General features: G+C 42.0%; 16 protein-coding genes. 7 read left to right on the forward strand and 9 right to left on the reverse strand.

The window, feature by feature from the left end:
- Window positions 1–68 precede the first annotated feature (68 nt).
- From IGI46_RS17425 to IGI46_RS17435, 3 genes are read right to left on the reverse strand one after another with little or no spacing between them, the layout of a single operon-like run.
- Window positions 69–836, reverse strand: a complete 768-nt coding sequence (locus tag IGI46_RS17425; protein WP_429964209.1) for an acyl-CoA dehydratase activase — start codon at window positions 834–836, stop codon at window positions 69–71.
- On the reverse strand, window positions 824–2,002 hold the full coding sequence (locus tag IGI46_RS17430) for a double-cubane-cluster-containing anaerobic reductase (RefSeq protein WP_429973908.1): 1,179 nt from the start codon (window positions 2,000–2,002) through the stop codon (window positions 824–826). The genes IGI46_RS17425 and IGI46_RS17430 overlap by 13 nt, the downstream gene beginning before the upstream one ends.
- Before the next feature lie 19 nt (window positions 2,003–2,021).
- Window positions 2,022–3,398 carry a cation:dicarboxylate symporter family transporter gene (locus tag IGI46_RS17435; RefSeq protein WP_429973909.1) on the reverse strand — a complete coding sequence of 459 codons (1,377 nt, stop codon included), beginning with the start codon at window positions 3,396–3,398 and terminating at the stop codon, window positions 2,022–2,024.
- A 561-nt stretch (window positions 3,399–3,959) separates the two neighbouring features.
- Between IGI46_RS17435 and IGI46_RS17440 the strand changes: the two genes are divergently transcribed.
- Genes IGI46_RS17440 through IGI46_RS17465 form a run of 6 tightly spaced genes read left to right on the forward strand, consistent with a single transcriptional unit; the run spans window position 3,960 to window position 9,141 of the window.
- Window positions 3,960–4,805 carry a transporter substrate-binding domain-containing protein gene (locus tag IGI46_RS17440; protein ID WP_207704839.1) on the forward strand — a complete coding sequence of 282 codons (846 nt, stop codon included), beginning with the start codon at window positions 3,960–3,962 and terminating at the stop codon, window positions 4,803–4,805.
- A 27-nt stretch (window positions 4,806–4,832) separates the two neighbouring features.
- Window positions 4,833–5,534, forward strand: a complete 702-nt coding sequence (locus tag IGI46_RS17445) for an amino acid ABC transporter permease (RefSeq protein WP_429964213.1) — start codon at window positions 4,833–4,835, stop codon at window positions 5,532–5,534.
- Entirely contained in the window at window positions 5,531–6,238 is a 708-nt protein-coding gene (locus IGI46_RS17450) for an amino acid ABC transporter permease (protein WP_429964214.1), read from the forward strand. Before IGI46_RS17445 ends, IGI46_RS17450 begins: the two co-directional genes overlap by 4 nt.
- Window positions 6,235–6,978: an amino acid ABC transporter ATP-binding protein gene (locus tag IGI46_RS17455; RefSeq protein WP_429964215.1), complete on the forward strand. Its 744-nt coding sequence runs from the start codon at window positions 6,235–6,237 to the stop codon at window positions 6,976–6,978. The genes IGI46_RS17450 and IGI46_RS17455 overlap by 4 nt, the downstream gene beginning before the upstream one ends.
- Window positions 6,979–6,993: 15 nt before the next feature.
- Window positions 6,994–7,959: an ornithine cyclodeaminase family protein gene (locus IGI46_RS17460; protein ID WP_429964216.1), complete on the forward strand. Its 966-nt coding sequence runs from the start codon at window positions 6,994–6,996 to the stop codon at window positions 7,957–7,959.
- A 9-nt stretch (window positions 7,960–7,968) separates the two neighbouring features.
- Window positions 7,969–9,141: an aminotransferase class V-fold PLP-dependent enzyme gene (locus tag IGI46_RS17465; protein WP_429973910.1), complete on the forward strand. Its 1,173-nt coding sequence runs from the start codon at window positions 7,969–7,971 to the stop codon at window positions 9,139–9,141.
- Window positions 9,142–9,232: 91 nt separating this feature from the next.
- Here IGI46_RS17465 and IGI46_RS17470 read toward each other — a convergent pair whose 3' ends face one another.
- From IGI46_RS17470 to IGI46_RS17495, 6 genes are all read right to left on the reverse strand, one after another.
- A complete protein-coding gene (locus IGI46_RS17470) occupies window positions 9,233–9,730 on the reverse strand; it encodes a hypothetical protein (protein ID WP_429964218.1) in 498 nt (165 codons plus the stop codon).
- A 113-nt stretch (window positions 9,731–9,843) separates the two neighbouring features.
- Window positions 9,844–10,332 (reverse strand): hypothetical protein, encoded by a 489-nt coding sequence (locus tag IGI46_RS17475; RefSeq protein ID WP_429964219.1) that lies wholly within the window; start codon window positions 10,330–10,332, stop codon window positions 9,844–9,846.
- A gap of 357 nt (window positions 10,333–10,689) precedes the next feature.
- On the reverse strand, window positions 10,690–11,289 hold the full coding sequence (locus IGI46_RS17480; protein WP_429964220.1) for a ParA family protein: 600 nt from the start codon (window positions 11,287–11,289) through the stop codon (window positions 10,690–10,692).
- An 84-nt stretch (window positions 11,290–11,373) separates the two neighbouring features.
- Entirely contained in the window at window positions 11,374–12,378 is a 1,005-nt protein-coding gene (locus tag IGI46_RS17485) for a nucleoid-associated protein (RefSeq protein WP_429973911.1), read from the reverse strand.
- Between the two features lie 65 nt (window positions 12,379–12,443).
- Window positions 12,444–13,118, reverse strand: coding sequence for an ABC transporter ATP-binding protein (locus IGI46_RS17490; RefSeq protein ID WP_429973912.1), 675 nt, complete (start codon window positions 13,116–13,118; stop codon window positions 12,444–12,446).
- Between the two features lies 1 nt (window position 13,119).
- Entirely contained in the window at window positions 13,120–14,214 is a 1,095-nt protein-coding gene (locus IGI46_RS17495) for an ABC transporter permease (RefSeq protein ID WP_429964223.1), read from the reverse strand.
- Window positions 14,215–14,535: 321 nt separating this feature from the next.
- On the opposite strand from IGI46_RS17495, the gene IGI46_RS17500 reads away from it, so the two are divergent.
- Window positions 14,536–15,129, forward strand: coding sequence for a TetR/AcrR family transcriptional regulator (locus IGI46_RS17500; RefSeq protein ID WP_207704827.1), 594 nt, complete (start codon window positions 14,536–14,538; stop codon window positions 15,127–15,129).
- Window positions 15,130–15,159: the final 30 nt, after the last annotated feature.

Here is a 15,159-nt window from a genome sequence, read left to right on the forward strand (position 1 = left end):
TAATAAATAAAAGCAGTAAAAAAAGAGCCATCCTTTTTCAGAACAGCTCTTCCCTTTCAAATGAATGACTATAATTTTCTTTGTCCAATCTGTGCAGCACCGATAGCACCGGCATATTGCGACAGCTCATTGGTATGAACCGGCGCATGGACATATGTGGACAAGACTTCCGCAAATTGAGTACTGCGGGAAAGTCCGCCGGTGAAGAGAACTTCCTCTCCACGTTTTGGCCGCAGCTTGGAATATTGACTGCTGATACGTTTAGCGATCGAGTGCAGAACTCCGCAAGCAATGTCTTCCCTTTTCTCACCTTTGGAAATCAGACCGATAACCTCTGATTCTGCAAAAACGGTGCACATGCTGTTGATGGTTACTGGTTCGCCTTTTGAAGCAAATTGATCTAGCTTAGTGATATCTTCACCTAAGGTTCGCATCATCACCTCAACGAAACGGCCTGTTCCTGCTGCACAGCGGTCATTCATGTTGAACTCAACCACGGTTCCCTTGCCGTTTAGCTGAATGGTTTTGCAATCTTGTCCGCCGATATCGATAACCTGCTTAATGCCTGGCTGTAGATACTCGGCCCCTTTTCCATGGCAGCTGATCTCGGTAATGGCCAGATCGCTGTCGATCAGTTTACGGCCATAACCTGTGGTAATCAACTTGCTGTTCACATCGGTCAGCTGATACTTTTCAGTAAAACGAGCCAGGATCTCTTCCATCGCCCCTCGGGGATTGCCGCCGGTTGGGATCAGATATTTATCTAGTAATTGATCCGCTGAGAAAAGAACCCCTTTGGTCGTGGTGGAGCCAGAATCCATGCCTATATAGAACATGCTTTTTCTTCCTCTAACATTTCGATAAAGGCCGTTACCCGCGTATTGATCTGCTCAATATCGGAAGTGGAATAGTCGGTTTCTAAATATAGGTACGGCGTATCCTTTTCTTCATTCAGGTATCGTTTGATCTTCAGCGATTCAACCGAGAATGGAATACAGTTTTGCAGCACCATATCGATTACTCCATCGACTTGATAGTCATCGACCATTTGACTTAACAGGTCTTTTCTTGGCTGGTTGTTGGACATGCAGGCACAGCCGATATTAATATATTTATCCACTAAAGCTTGGTAAACGTCTGCGGTATCTTCCTCTACCAGTCGTTCTACCGCTTTACTTACCGTACAATTTTCGAAAGCGACTACGATTCCGCCGTTGTCTTCAATAGCCTTAATAACTTTTTCGGTCACGCCGCCCATAGGAGAACCCGTGATGAGAATACGTGGTTTTCTAGGCAATGTTTTACCGGCTTCGTAGCCTTCTTTTACTTTATCTGTCGTTTCTTCCAGCATTTGAATTACTTCTTGTTTATCAAATTTGTATTGTGCCCCGTACATCACCTGGAAGATTTCGGTACCGCTGATAGCTGGCGGGTTCAGCTGTCCTAAGCGATAAAAGTTTTGTTTAGCACGGCGTTCCTGGTTTTTCATTTTTATTGCTTCTTGAATTTGTTCCTCTGTAATCGTTACGTCGAAGAAGTCTTCCAATTTTTCTTTGAAATTTACCAATTCGCTGTACCAGAGCTTTTTGCTGGCTTCGCTGTCACGGTTATGAGGCAAATGCATCAAGTACGTGTCCTTGAATTCTTCCATGTATTCATACATTTTCTTTTTGCCATCGCAAGTGGTTTCACCTACCACCAAATCAGAGAAATAGAAGTATGGACATTTATCGGTCTTACCGAAGCCATAGCTCGACTTGATTAAAGGACATAAATTTCGCGGCAAATCTTCCTCTGCATCTGGAATGGTTTCGTCTGAGGTAGAACACAGACTAATTTGAATGGCACCGCTGGCCATGACTAGCTCTTCGGGCATAAAGGTACAATAAACACCAACAACGGCTTGACCCTGTTCCTTCAAGTTCTTAACGGTTAGAAATCCTTGCCGCCGTGCTTCACCGAATTCGTCAAATACTTCAGGTAATTCTGTTCGTAGTTCCATACTTCTTTTCCTCCTTTTTTTACTTCGTTGTTAACACTGTTTCTTTGTTTTCCTTCGTTTGCTTCAAGTCAACGCCATTAACCTTGCAGGTAACCATGCTGGCAACAACACCGCCGTTCAAATTCACTGCGGTACGTCCCATATCAACTAATGGTTCGATGGCAATAAAGACGCCTGCCAAGCCAACCGGAAGCCCTAAAGCAGATAGTGAAATAATGGTTGCCACGGTTCCACCACCGCCCGTACCCGCGATCCCAAATGAGGTCATGGCAATCACAAAGGCTGCGTAAAATAGAAATGATGGCGACAAAGGATTGATCCCTTGAGTGACCGCTACGATTGCAATAATAATCCCAGGATAAAGACCGGCACAGCCGTTCATTCCCATGGAAGTCGCAAATGAAGCACTTAAGCTTGAAATCCCTTTAGGAATCCCCAGCTCTTCTTGCATTTCCAAATTCATCGGCATGGAGCCCGCACTTGATGAAGTGATAAAGGCAAAAGACAGAACTGGCAAAGCTTTTTTCAAGTAGCGAATTGGCGACATACCGCAGGCTGCCATAATTCCTAATTGAATGATGAACTGAATCAGCATAGCCACATAGCAGGCCACAAAGAATTGCGCCAGCTTCCAAACTGCTGATAAATCATTGTTCACAACGGTTGTAGTCATGATAGTCAAAACGGCATACGGTGCAAAGGATAGAAACAAACGAACCACTGACATAACAATTTCGTAAATGCTGTCCATTCCACGGCGGAACAAATCCGCTTCTTTTGGTTTTTTATCCTTAATACGCAGATAAGCGACCCCAATGAACAAGGCGAAAATGACTACGCCTAAGGTTGCGCTTGCTCGTTGGCCAGTTAAATCAAAGAACGGATTCGATGGGAAAATTGCTACGATCTTTTGCGGCAAGGACAAGGTGTGCTCCCCACCAGTTACATAATTTTTTTCAATATCGTTCGCAGCACTTAACGCCGATTGGCTGATGTTGAAGGTACTTCCGTCAATATTTGCAAAGTAACCTGTCGCAATTCCGACAATTCCCGCGATTCCGGCTGTAACAATTAATGTGCCAACAATCGTAACACCAATTTTTAATACGTTGGTTTTAATTTCGATTTTCGTGAAGGCTAAGATGACACAGACCAAAATCAGCGGCATTGCGATCATTTGCAACAGCTTCACATAGATACTGCCGAACATACCAATCCAATCAGAAAAGACTGCACCCTCTGCTGAAGAGAACAGCTGGTTGAACACAAACCCTAAAACAATCCCTAATACCAACGCAAAAACAACCCGTTTAGAAAAAGGAACTTTTTTCTTTTTCAAATAAATAAGTCCATAAATAGCCGCCAGCATAACAATAAACGACAAAGCAATTAACATGTTTACACTCTCCTAAATAGTTTTTAGGAAGTCTCCCCCTTGTCACTTCAACAAGATTTCATTTAAACATCCAGACACGACAAAAAAACATACACCTATCGTATGTTTTCCCTCATATCCTAAATTTTGTGACACCTATCACATAAAAGCGCACACAAAAAAACAGCTTGAAGGAAAGACGATCGACTTCACTAACTTAGAACCTCTAAGCGTATGACTTACTCAAAGTCAAAAACGTTGATGTAACATCTTTCCCACCTGCCTTTTGCTAAATGAAAATCTTCATCCAAAGTATAACCGAAAAGCCTGACAAATGGCAATCAGTCATTAGGATTTGATGAGACAATTCACAAGTGGCTAGTATCCCAGAAAAATCTGATGTTTCGAGGTATTTTTGGTCGATAATAGGAATCTTATTTGTAAAATTGGGTTACTTTTTTAGTGAATTCTCTGAAAAAGAGACTCAAAGGACTGATTGACACCACCTGTTCAAGAATGTACACTTAGTTAAAATTAGATGAATAATTTTTGAACAAACAATGAGAAAAGGGGTATTTATCTATGGGGAAGAATAAATTTTTGAAAAAGTTGGCGGTACTTGGTGCCCTAACGTTATCTGGGATCGTACTAACCGCTTGCGGCAACAACGATGATGCGGCAACTGGTGACAGTGATAAGGCTTCAGCGGATGATGTTCGAGTAGTCAAGATTGGTATTGGGAATGCCTACAATCCATTTTGTTATTTAGACGAAAACGAAGAGCTGGCAGGTTACGAGTATGAAGTATTGAAGTTGGTCGATGAAAAACTTCCACAATATGAATTCAGCTATGAACCAACAGAATTCTCTAACATCTTGGTAGGTCTGGATACTGGCACTTATGATATGGGTGTACACGGCTTTGGTTGGAATGAAGACCGTGCCAAAAAATATCTTTACTCTGAAACGCCTAGTGTAACCACTGGCGGCTACGTGATCTTAGGTGCAGAAGGCAAGAATTTTAAGACCCTGGATGATTTAGCTGGTAAAAAAGTCCAAGTAAAAACTGGCGGAAATGTGTCGAACTTATTGGAGGCTTACAACAAGGAAAATCCTAAAAAAGCCGTTGAAATTGTTTATGAAGATTCAGAAAACGAGCAAATCGTCAGCAATCTGACGAACGGGGTTTACGATGCTTATATTAATGAAAAAATTGATGCAGACCAATGGGTGAAGCAATTTGACGGGTTAGAACAATATGGCTCAAACATCTTTGGCGACAAAGCTGATTCTGGCTGCTACTACCTGTACAACAAAGACGATGAACAATTAGAAAAAGATGTCAGTGCTGCGTTGAAAGAATTGCATGAAGAAGGCAAAACTGGCAAGCTCTCTACTGAATACTTGGGTGAAGATTATACAAAATAAGAAGCTTTAGGGAAAAGGATGTAAACTATGAGTTCTAACTTTTTTTCTTGGGAACGCTTTGTTCACGTCTTTCCGCAGGTGCTGCAAAAACTCCCAGTAACCTTCCAGATTGTTGTCATAGCGACAATTATCGGTTTGCTGCTGGGAACGCTGCTTGCGGTGATTCGTATCAAACGAATTCCCGTTTTAAATCAGCTGGCCTATTTGATGATTTCCTTTTTCCGCGGAACACCGGCGCTGGTTCAAATGTTCATTGTGTATTATGGAATGCCCTTATTATTCCGCTCTTACTTAAACATGGATTTGAGCGGTGTAAACAAGATCTTTTTTGTATTTATTACCTTTGGACTGAATCAGGCTGGTTATATGGCGGAGTTGATCCGGGCGTCCATCTTGTCCGTTCCGATTGGGCAGACGGAAGCAGGCTATTCGGTGGGCTTAACCGGCTGGCAAACCTTCTATCGAATCGTTTTCCCTCAAGCACTGAAGGTCGCAATTCCTGGGCTGGAGACTTTGTTTGTCATGCTGCTGCAGGATACGGCTTTAGCTTATATGATCGGTGTGGCCGACATGATGGGAAAAGTGCGAATGATCGCAGCTACTACTCGGCATTCGATTGAAGGCTATATTGGTGTGGCAATTATTTTTGCCGCTATCAGTCTAATTTTAGAAGGTATTTTTGCTGTGGTTAATCACAGATCCAGCAGAAGAAAGAAGGTGGTTGCATGAACTTTCAACTAAATTATTTTCTTGAATGTTTGCAGGCCAGCTTTATGAAGATTCCGGTTAGTCTTGGTATTGCGGCAACTACTTTGATTGTCGGTTTGCTGATTGGTACACCGATCGCCTTGATTCGAATCTTTCATGTGAGGGTGCTGGATCAGTTTTTCACAGTAGTCATTGCCATTGTTAAGGCTATCCCGGTCAATTTGATTATTTTGATTGCTGGACTGTGGTTTAATAGTAATTTTAATGCTATTGCCCAGTCATTGGGCTGGAAGATTACCGTTTCTGAAGTGGATAAGATTTATGTGGCAGTTTTTGCTTTGTCGATTGCAGCAATTGCCTTGCTTTCTGAGTCTGTTCGGGGGGCGTTGATGTCTGTAGACAAAGGCCAATATGAAGCCGGCTATACGGTGGGCTTAAGCAAGTTCCAAACCTTTTACCGTATTATTATGCCGCAAGCCTTTTTAGTATTGGTTCCGACCTTGATCGGAAATATCAATTCCTTGGTGAAGCTGTCTGCCCTGGTTATCTTAGTTGGGGTTCAGGATGTGTTGAACGCTGGACTAAAGATTGCGAGCATTTACTACTGCTACCTGGAGGCTTATGTGGCTGCGGCCTTGATCTATTGGGGCATCAGCCTGATTTGTATCCAATTAGGAAAATTAGCTGAAGAACGTATGGGACGTTATAGAAGGAGCCAAGCATGATAGAGGTTAAAGATGTCTATAAGAAATTCGATCGTCATGAAGTGCTGAAGGGCGTAAGCTTGAAGGTAGAGACTGGCGATGTAATTGTTATTCTTGGTGTCAGCGGTTCAGGGAAAACCACCCTGCTGCGCTGCATCAATTTTTTGGATAAAGCGGACAGTGGTACCTTGACTATTGCTGGAGAGACAGTGGATTTGAAGCATGCATCGAAAAAAGAAATTTTAACTGTTCGTAAGAAAACGGCGTTTGTTTTCCAAAATCATAATTTATTTAACAATAAAACTGCACTGGAAAATGTTATGGAAGGCCTGGTTATCGCTCGTAAGGTGCCTAAAGCAGAAGCTGAAAAACGGGCAAAAGAAGCCTTGGACAAAGTGGGCTTAGCTGAAAAATATGACTCCTACCCTTCCCAATTATCAGGCGGACAACAGCAACGTGTAGGTATTGCTCGGTCGATTGTGCTAAATCCTGAGATTATCATGTTTGACGAACCGACTTCTGCGCTTGATCCGGAGCTGGTGGGCGAAACCCTGAAGATCATGAAAAAGATTGCGGACGAAGGCGTCACCATGATTGTGGTTACTCACGAGATGGCCTTTGCTTCTGAAGTAGCCAACAAGGTGATTTTTATGGATGAAGGCGTCATTGTCGAGGAAGGACCGCCAGAGGAAATCTTCTCGAATCCAAAAGAAGAACGCACACGTCGCTTCCTAAAACGCATTTTGCCGGAATCGATTTAAGAAAAGAGGAAAAGCATGTCACAAGAACTTCTAGTTTTGGATGCAGCTTTTGTGGAAGAACATTTGGATATGCAGGTCTGTGTTGACTTAATGGCTGAAACATTGAAAAATGTAGAAACTGGTGAGGATGTTCAATACCTGCGTAACGCGATTAAAATGCCTAACGACAATATCTTAGGCTTAATGCCGGGCTATTCTAATTCCGGTTATTTTGGAACGAAAATTTTAAGTGTTTATTTACAAAACAGTCAGGATGGCTATCCTTCCCATCAAGGACAGATCTTAATTTTTGAAAAGGAACACGGTCAGTTAAAGGGCATCGTGGACGCAACTTCTGTAACCAAGCTGCGCACCGGTGCAGTCAGTGCCGCTGCCAGCACAGTATTAGCGAATCCAGATTCTAGCAAATTGGCTTTATTGGGTGCTGGTGAACAGGGTGAATCTCATCTGCAGGCCTTACTGACTCAATTTACGTTAACAGAGGTTACTATTTGGGATAAAGATTTTGAGCGGGCTCAGCGGTTTGCTGAAAGGGAAAGTACGAAGCAGCAGATTGCCATTACTGCCTGCCCTACTAGTCAAGAAGCAGTGCAGGATGCTGATATTGTTTGTACGATCACTCCAGCCAAAACACCGATTATTGAAGCCGCTTGGCTGAAGCCTGGCGTTCATATTAATGCGGTAGGTGCTTGTACTGCCGACACCCGTGAATTAGCCACGGACATTGTACAGAAAGCCCGCTTTTTCGGTGATAATGGGGAATCCGTCCTACATGAAGCTGGTGATTTTCTTATCCCGCTTAATGATGGCGCGATTACCAATGAGCACTATTTAGGAACCATCGGCCAAGTAATGCAGGGAACGGTTCCTGGCAGATTAACTAAGGAAGATATCACTGTTTTCGAAGCACTGGGAATGGCCGTTGAAGATCTTGCGGTAGCCAATTACTTGTGTCAGCTTGCGAAGAATCAACAGGAATAAGGTGAAAAAATGGATTGGCAAAAAAACTATCGGCAGCAGTTCCCCGTTGCCCAGCAATGTATTTACTTAGATAATGCCTATGATTGCGGCGGCACAACCATCGCCAGAAAAGCCCCCGAGAAATACTTCAACGATTGGGAATATGGTGCGCTCCACAATGAACGTGGCGGCCCTGGTCGAGCGACTTTGTTCAAAACACTGGATGCCACTCGCGAATTGTTAAATCAGCTAGTCGGCGGTTTGGGGCCAGAGCAAATCGCTTTTACCCGTAATACGAACGAAGGCATCAATGCCATTCTTCAGGGCTTCGATTTTCAGCCTGGCGACAACATCGTTACCAGCCGACAGGAACACCCATCTGTCTTGATGCCCTGTTTGAATGCTGCCAGAACCCGCGGTGTTGAAGCCCGAGTAGTTCCTGCTAGAGAAGATGGACAGGTCTTAATTGAAGAGCTGACTGCTGCGGCTGACGATCGAACTCGTATGATTTTGGTCAGCCATGTACAATCAGCGACTGGTTACCGGATCGATTTAGAGAAGCTGGGCCGCTGGTGTCATGTACGGGGGATTTTCTTGATCGTTGATGCCATTCAGAGTTTGGGCTTGCAGCCTTTTCTGGCTCAAAAATGGCATGTTGCTACTGTTTCTGCAGCCTCTTATAAAGGACTTTGCGGCATTAACAGTACAGCCTTTACGTATTATCATCCAGATTTGTTGAAACACATTTGGCCTGTTTATACGGCAGCTAATTCTTATATTCATATTGAAGAAGCCGAGGGGCAGTATTCCTTAAGCTGTTCAGAGGATACGAAGGCCGGTAAGATGGAGAACAGTTCTTTAGACAATTTGGGAATTTATGTTTTGCATGATGCACTGCAGGAAATTTTGACTATCGGACCTGATACGATTTGGCAGCACATTCGTGTTCTTTATGATCAGCTGCGTGCCGGATTAGTCGAACTAGGCTTTGAAGTGGTTACACCGGAAAAAGAAGCTGCTCATTGCGGCATCGTGTCGCTAAAAACTGATCAGCTGCAGAAGATGTTCGATTATTTCCGCAGCAACAATGTTTGTTTGAGTATTAGTGCAGATCAGTTTATTCGCTTTTCATTGGGTGCTTTTAATAACCAGGGCGATATCGATCAGCTTTTGGCCATTGCAGGAGAATGTGAATTTAGATGATTTTTGAGAAGATGCTGAGTATTGGCTTAGCATCTTTTTTTGTTGTGGTGTAAAAAATACCGGCGATATTTAGGTCGCCGGCACATGAAAACTATTTTACTTTCTCTTTTGAATTCATAAAGAAGTGTCGGTACATGGCTTCTCCGCGCTTTCCTGCATCGAAATATGACTGGATACTATTGTAAACGTCTGATTTATTACTGCGGGTTAATAGTTTAGACCCTGTTAAAGAAATATACATGTCGGTCAGTTCTCTTTTTGTATAGTTTTGAATCGTTTCTTCTTTGGTTTCTGTTTTAAAAATTTTTTTCACTTCTTCTTCAGAGTATAGCTTTCCACTGACTTCGCCAGGATTATTGAACATTTTAGAAGTGCTTGTAGTTTTATGGACAAAAGGCGTGGCCGGCTTATCCGCATTTTTCAATTTGGCTCTATTCACTTTGTAAAATAATGCTAAAATTTGATCCATGTCTTCCAGCTCAAATTTATTCTCCAATTCCTTCAATTTTGGACGAACAGGAGCAGTACGACTGGCTTCAGCTAAGGCTTGCATGAAGTCTTCCAGAAAGGCTTGGTTAGATTTGAACATCGGGCTTCACTCCTTTTACTGAGAGTATAGCATGGTACCTCCTATTCAGTTCAATATGTTTTTGATTTAGTATAAAAGATGCCGATGACTTACCGGTCATCGGCACATAATGATTATTTTACTTTTTCCCAAGGTCTCTCTATATAGTTTCGGTAGATAGCTGCTCCACGTTGCTGCGCATCAAAGAGTCCTTGGATACTATTGTAGATATTTGATTTATTACTGCTAGTTAGTAGTTTAGTCCCTGTCAGAGAAATATACATATCGGTCAATTCTCTTTTTGTATAGTTGCGAATCGTTTCTTCTTTGTTTTCTGTCTTAAATATCTTTCGCACTTCTTCTTCGGAGTACTGTTTTTCACTGACCTCTGCTGGGCGAGAAAGCATTTTGGACGTTTTAGGAATATGAGGAGCGACTGGTTTATCCGCGTTTTTCAATTTAGCTCTATTCACCTTGTAAAACAGGGTCAAAATTTGATCCATATCTTCTAAATCAAATTTATTCTCCAATTCCTTCAGTTTTGGACGGACAGGAGCAGTACGACTGGCATCAGCTAAAGCTTGCATGAAATCCTCAAAAAGAGTTTGGTTAGTCTTAGTCATCGTCCTTCACTCCCCTTATACTTGTAAACTTATTTTACATAATTTTTCTTACAGATTCAAATCGGATAGCCTCTTTAGAAACTCTTTTGTGATTTTTGGGTATGTATTTTTCGATACATGTAAATTACCCAATTTATTTTCTGCAACTGCTCTAGTAACAGCTACATAATTATTCGTAAAACTCTCAAATACATAAATACATTGATCAATATTTAGTTTTCCCAATTCATTTCTTAACTTTTCAATCACTTCGTCATACCTAACCTGCCCCCGAATAAGTGTATAGAATATGCCAATCAATTTAGGATTTTCTCCGAAATAATGCTTAAATAGATACGCATCCTGATGATTAGTACATTATTTGGCATGGATTTTAGAAATATTTCCTGTATAATGCATGATTCCCTTAGCACTTATTGAATCGACAATGGTGGGAATCAGATAGGCATCAGACATCAGAAAAGCACTTTGAGTAATGACACTGCTGTTGGGTGGACAATCCATTAACAAATAGTCATATTCAGGCAGTTTATCCTCAATATTGCGAATTAGCTTCGCTAAAATAGAGAAATAACGTATATCCTTTTCCATGCTCATATTTAGTTCATCTAAGCCAACATTTTCTCGATAATACAAACTCGATGCCACAAAATCCAACCCTTCTTCGTATTGACTAATCAAATAATCCAGGTCAAATTGCACGTCTAAATTATAGCCCTTGCGCACATTATCAATCGAAAGATCGTAAACATAGTTCAGGGTTTGCTTGGGTTCAAGATATTCCAGCGAGCGCTCCTTGTCCTCCTTCTTAATACAAATCTCGCTGAGAGAACTTTGGGGATCTAAGTCCATCAGTAAAACCTTCTTGCCTAGATCCTTCAGGCACTTCCCTAAAAACAAGGTACTCGTTGTCTTGCCGACGCCGCCTTTATAGTTGCCAATAAAGATTTTTTTCATGATATCCTCCTATTGTCGCTTTTTATGTCTCATAAATAAGATACGCAAACAGAAATATTATCATTAAAAATAAGCCATCAACCACTATAAGCGGTTAATGACTTCGTCAACATTTTTTATCGTTACTGAGATGGTGCCATCGGGATTATTGATGAATTCGATCAGCTCTGGGTTACGATAGACTTCCAAAGGTACGATCAATTCGATTCCGTTAGAAAGCTTTAGTTTTTGTTTGCCGTATTTCTTTTCGCTAATTTCTCTAACTTCGCGAGGCAACGGGGCTTGATCAACATAGCCTTTTTCTACGACTTCTTCTTGGAAGGCTAATTGTGCCGAAATATTGTCCTTGAAGACTCGTTGAGAAACTTCTTTGGCATCGATTTGTCCGTGTTCCTCCACTAGTTCATAAACGGCTTCCTTCACGTCAGCAACTACATCGTGCTTCGGATTTTCAAATTGGGAGCCAATCCGTTCAGCAACCTTTTTGATGACCTTGACACTTTCTTCTAAAGAAGGTGCTGGCTCACTTTCGATGACCTCCGTTGAAAAATACAGTCGTTTTTCTCCTGAGAAGGGATATTTTTTTTCGATCAATTCAAAGCTTAGATTGTCTAGATTCACAGTCAAGCCTTCATCAGCTTTTTGTGTTTTTCCAGAAAGAATCGACTGATGCAGGATTAATTCATTGTTTATCCCAGCATCGTTGGAATCCACCATATGCGTGTAGCCTTGATGATAATTAATCTTTAAAAAGGCTACGTACAGCTGAGTATCTTCTTCATACAATGCTACAAACACATCGGCACTGGGTGCTTCTTCGCTCTCCTGATAAGCATTGTACCAGCGCTCTACAATCTTCTCACTGGCTGGCAAGAAGTCGTGTTCAGCCTGACGGCTAAGCTGAGCAAATTCCGAATCCTCAGCTAAAATTCCCGTTTTAGTTTGCGCCGAGGACAGCTTTTGAATCTTCTTAATCAAGTATTCGCGAACGAATTCTTTCGTTAAATCCAGCTCCTGCTGGCTATAAATCGGATTGCCGGTTTCCCGGTCGATAATGTGCAGTGCTGCTTTTTTTAAATAGATATCCATGATTTTCCTACTTCCTAATTACTGACTTAGTCATCATACACAAGAAATAGGAAAATTGGCAAGTTTTATTTTTGCGAAACTAAGATACCGTCTTCCATGCGGTAAATCTGATCGCTCCATTTTGTCATTCGCTCATCGTGGGTTACCATTACAATCGCCTTATTTCGGTTATGAGCTTCTTTGGCTAGAAGCTTAACCACATCAAAGGCATGATCCGAATCCAAGCTGGCCGTTGGTTCATCCGCTAGAATTAAGCTTGGTTCATTAAACAACGACCGAGCAATTGCTACCCGCTGACGTTCCCCGCCAGATAAAGCCTTAGGAAATTGTTCCCGCAGCTCCCAAATATCCAATGACTTCAACAGTTCCTCGATTTTCTCCGCATTCTTTTGCTTTTCAATCCGTTCGACTAATTCAAATTGTTCCTTTACCTTAAGAAAAGGAATTAAATTAGAGCTTTGCAGGATAAAACCGATTTCCTTGAAACGAGCTTGAGATCGTTCCTTCTCTCCCATATGAGTAAAGTCCTGCCCATTAATCTCGATAGTACCGCTGGTAGGTGTTTGCAGACCGCCAGCGATTGTCAGGAAGGTACTTTTCCCAGAACCAGAAGGACCAATCACGCTGATAAATTCTCCCCCGTGAACCGTGAAATTGACACCTTTTAAGGCGGTAACTTCAGTATGTCCTTGTCCAAATTTCTTCACGGTATCCTTCATAACTAAAATTTCGTTGTTCATGCTATTCTCCTCCAATCGCGGTAACAGGATCGACCTTGGTGACGGTACGAATTGAGAACAGGCCGCCGACCATTGCCACAAGCACTAGGATAATACTGTAAATGCCCCATTCCAGCCAATCTACAGCAAACGGCATCGCATCAGGTAATACCAAGCTGGTCAATTCACTAAACAGAACTGCCAGTGCTACACCGACAATCCCAACAATCAAGGATTGAGCTAAAATTGAACGAACCAAATAACCAGTTGAAACCCCTTGTGCCTTCATAACACCAAAAATGGCTGTTTTTTGCAGGGTCATTACGTACATAAAAATACCGATAATCGCTGCAACGACAACAAATAAGAAGTAAATCATCGCATCCAAGGTTAATTTTTCAGGCTTGTAACCAGGCAGGTTTTCGACAAATTCGTTGCTGGTTAATTTTTGCATTTCTTTTTGACCATCATCCGTTGTAATAGAAACTTGACTAGGTGTTTTATCCTTTACGACAATGGCACTGATAGGCTTTTGATTCTCACTGGCAAAAGGCTGTGCACCGTATTTTAAGCTCGTGTAGCCTTCTAAATTCATATAAACCACTGGTGCGATCATATAGGTAGTTGCCGGAACAACTCCGACAATCTTGAATTCTTTGCCAGCTCCCAGTTTGACGGTTTGATTCAGTTTGAAGCCGTCGTTTTCCAAGTTTTCGGAAATGACAATTTCATCCTTGGCTTTTACTGAACGGCCGTCCTTGATTTTCGGTACGATAAAGCTGTCGCTGTCTGCACCAAAAATAGAAACATTGGTTTTATTATTGCTGTTGCTGCGCTCCATTGCTGAAGAAAAAATTCCTACTGCGGCTTTGTCAGAAGCATCCACCCGTTCTAGGTCGCTTCGAGTCAACTGAGAGGCACTGGCGATCTTGTTGCTGTCTTCAGATAAGATTACTGTTTTGGCCTGCCAGTCATCGATGGCTTGACGGTTTCCTTGAGCTAGTCCATTGGCTAACCCTGATAATATAAAGACCACATAAGCAACCAAAAACATGATGCCGATGATTAATCCATAACGCAATTTTGAATAGCGAATCTCTTTCCATGCTAAATACATAGGTGTCATCCTCTCCTTTACTTTTGCTATCTTACTCTCAAAGTGACATAATGTCACTTGATTTGCTCATGTGCTATAATATCAAGGAAAGGCTACGTTAACTCACCCAGCTTTAGGTTGGAATGCAGGTACTTTTTCCCAGCAGGCTTGCTAAGATCATTATCGTCAGCAACGCTAATTTGGAAGGGTATGCATTCTGAGGGCTTGATCAATCATTGATTTTACTGGATTTGTTTAACCAGGGAATCGATTGTAAGAGTCGAATGGGGAAAATCGTGGTATGATACAGTCGCTGAATAGACTAAGTCAGGAGGAATTGCTTTGCCTAAATCGACCTTTAATAACCTGCCACTTGAGCGGCAACAGCAGATTCGCGAGCTGCTCTTAACCATCTTTTATGAAAAACCGGTTAGTCAGGTGAAAGTAAGTGACATTGTTGCTGCTTTGAAGATGTCCCGCGGGATTTTCTATAAATATTTCGAGGATTTGAATGATGCCTATGATTATGTGATTCACTATTACGCTGGAAAGATTCATGGTGAAATCATTGAGTATATCACTCATCACGAAGGAGATTTTTTCCGAGGCATTGAGGAGTTTCTGCTATTGGCTGCGAAGCTGGAGGAAGAAGATTTTCGTTACCAGGAAATCGTGCTTTTAACGCAAAACAGCTACCTGTTTTCTTATCGCAATGAGGCTAGCCACGGGCTGGCTTTGTGGCAGGAAATTTTGGAAAAGAATTCTTTTGAGGTTGATTCTGTCGAGGAAAGTATTAGTTTCATGTATTTTTCCATGAAGCTGGTCATTGATTCTCTCACGGATATGCTGGCTAATCAGTGGTCGGAAGCCGAGCTGGTGGAGGACTTTCGTTTTAAGTCTCACTGGCTGACAAAAGGGTTAGAAAAAAAACCTTAAGAGGTTTGACAACAGTCAGCCTCTCAAGGT

This window comes from Enterococcus sp. AZ163 (genome assembly GCF_050498925.1).
Classification (GTDB): domain Bacteria; phylum Bacillota; class Bacilli; order Lactobacillales; family Enterococcaceae; genus Enterococcus_A; species Enterococcus_A ferrettii.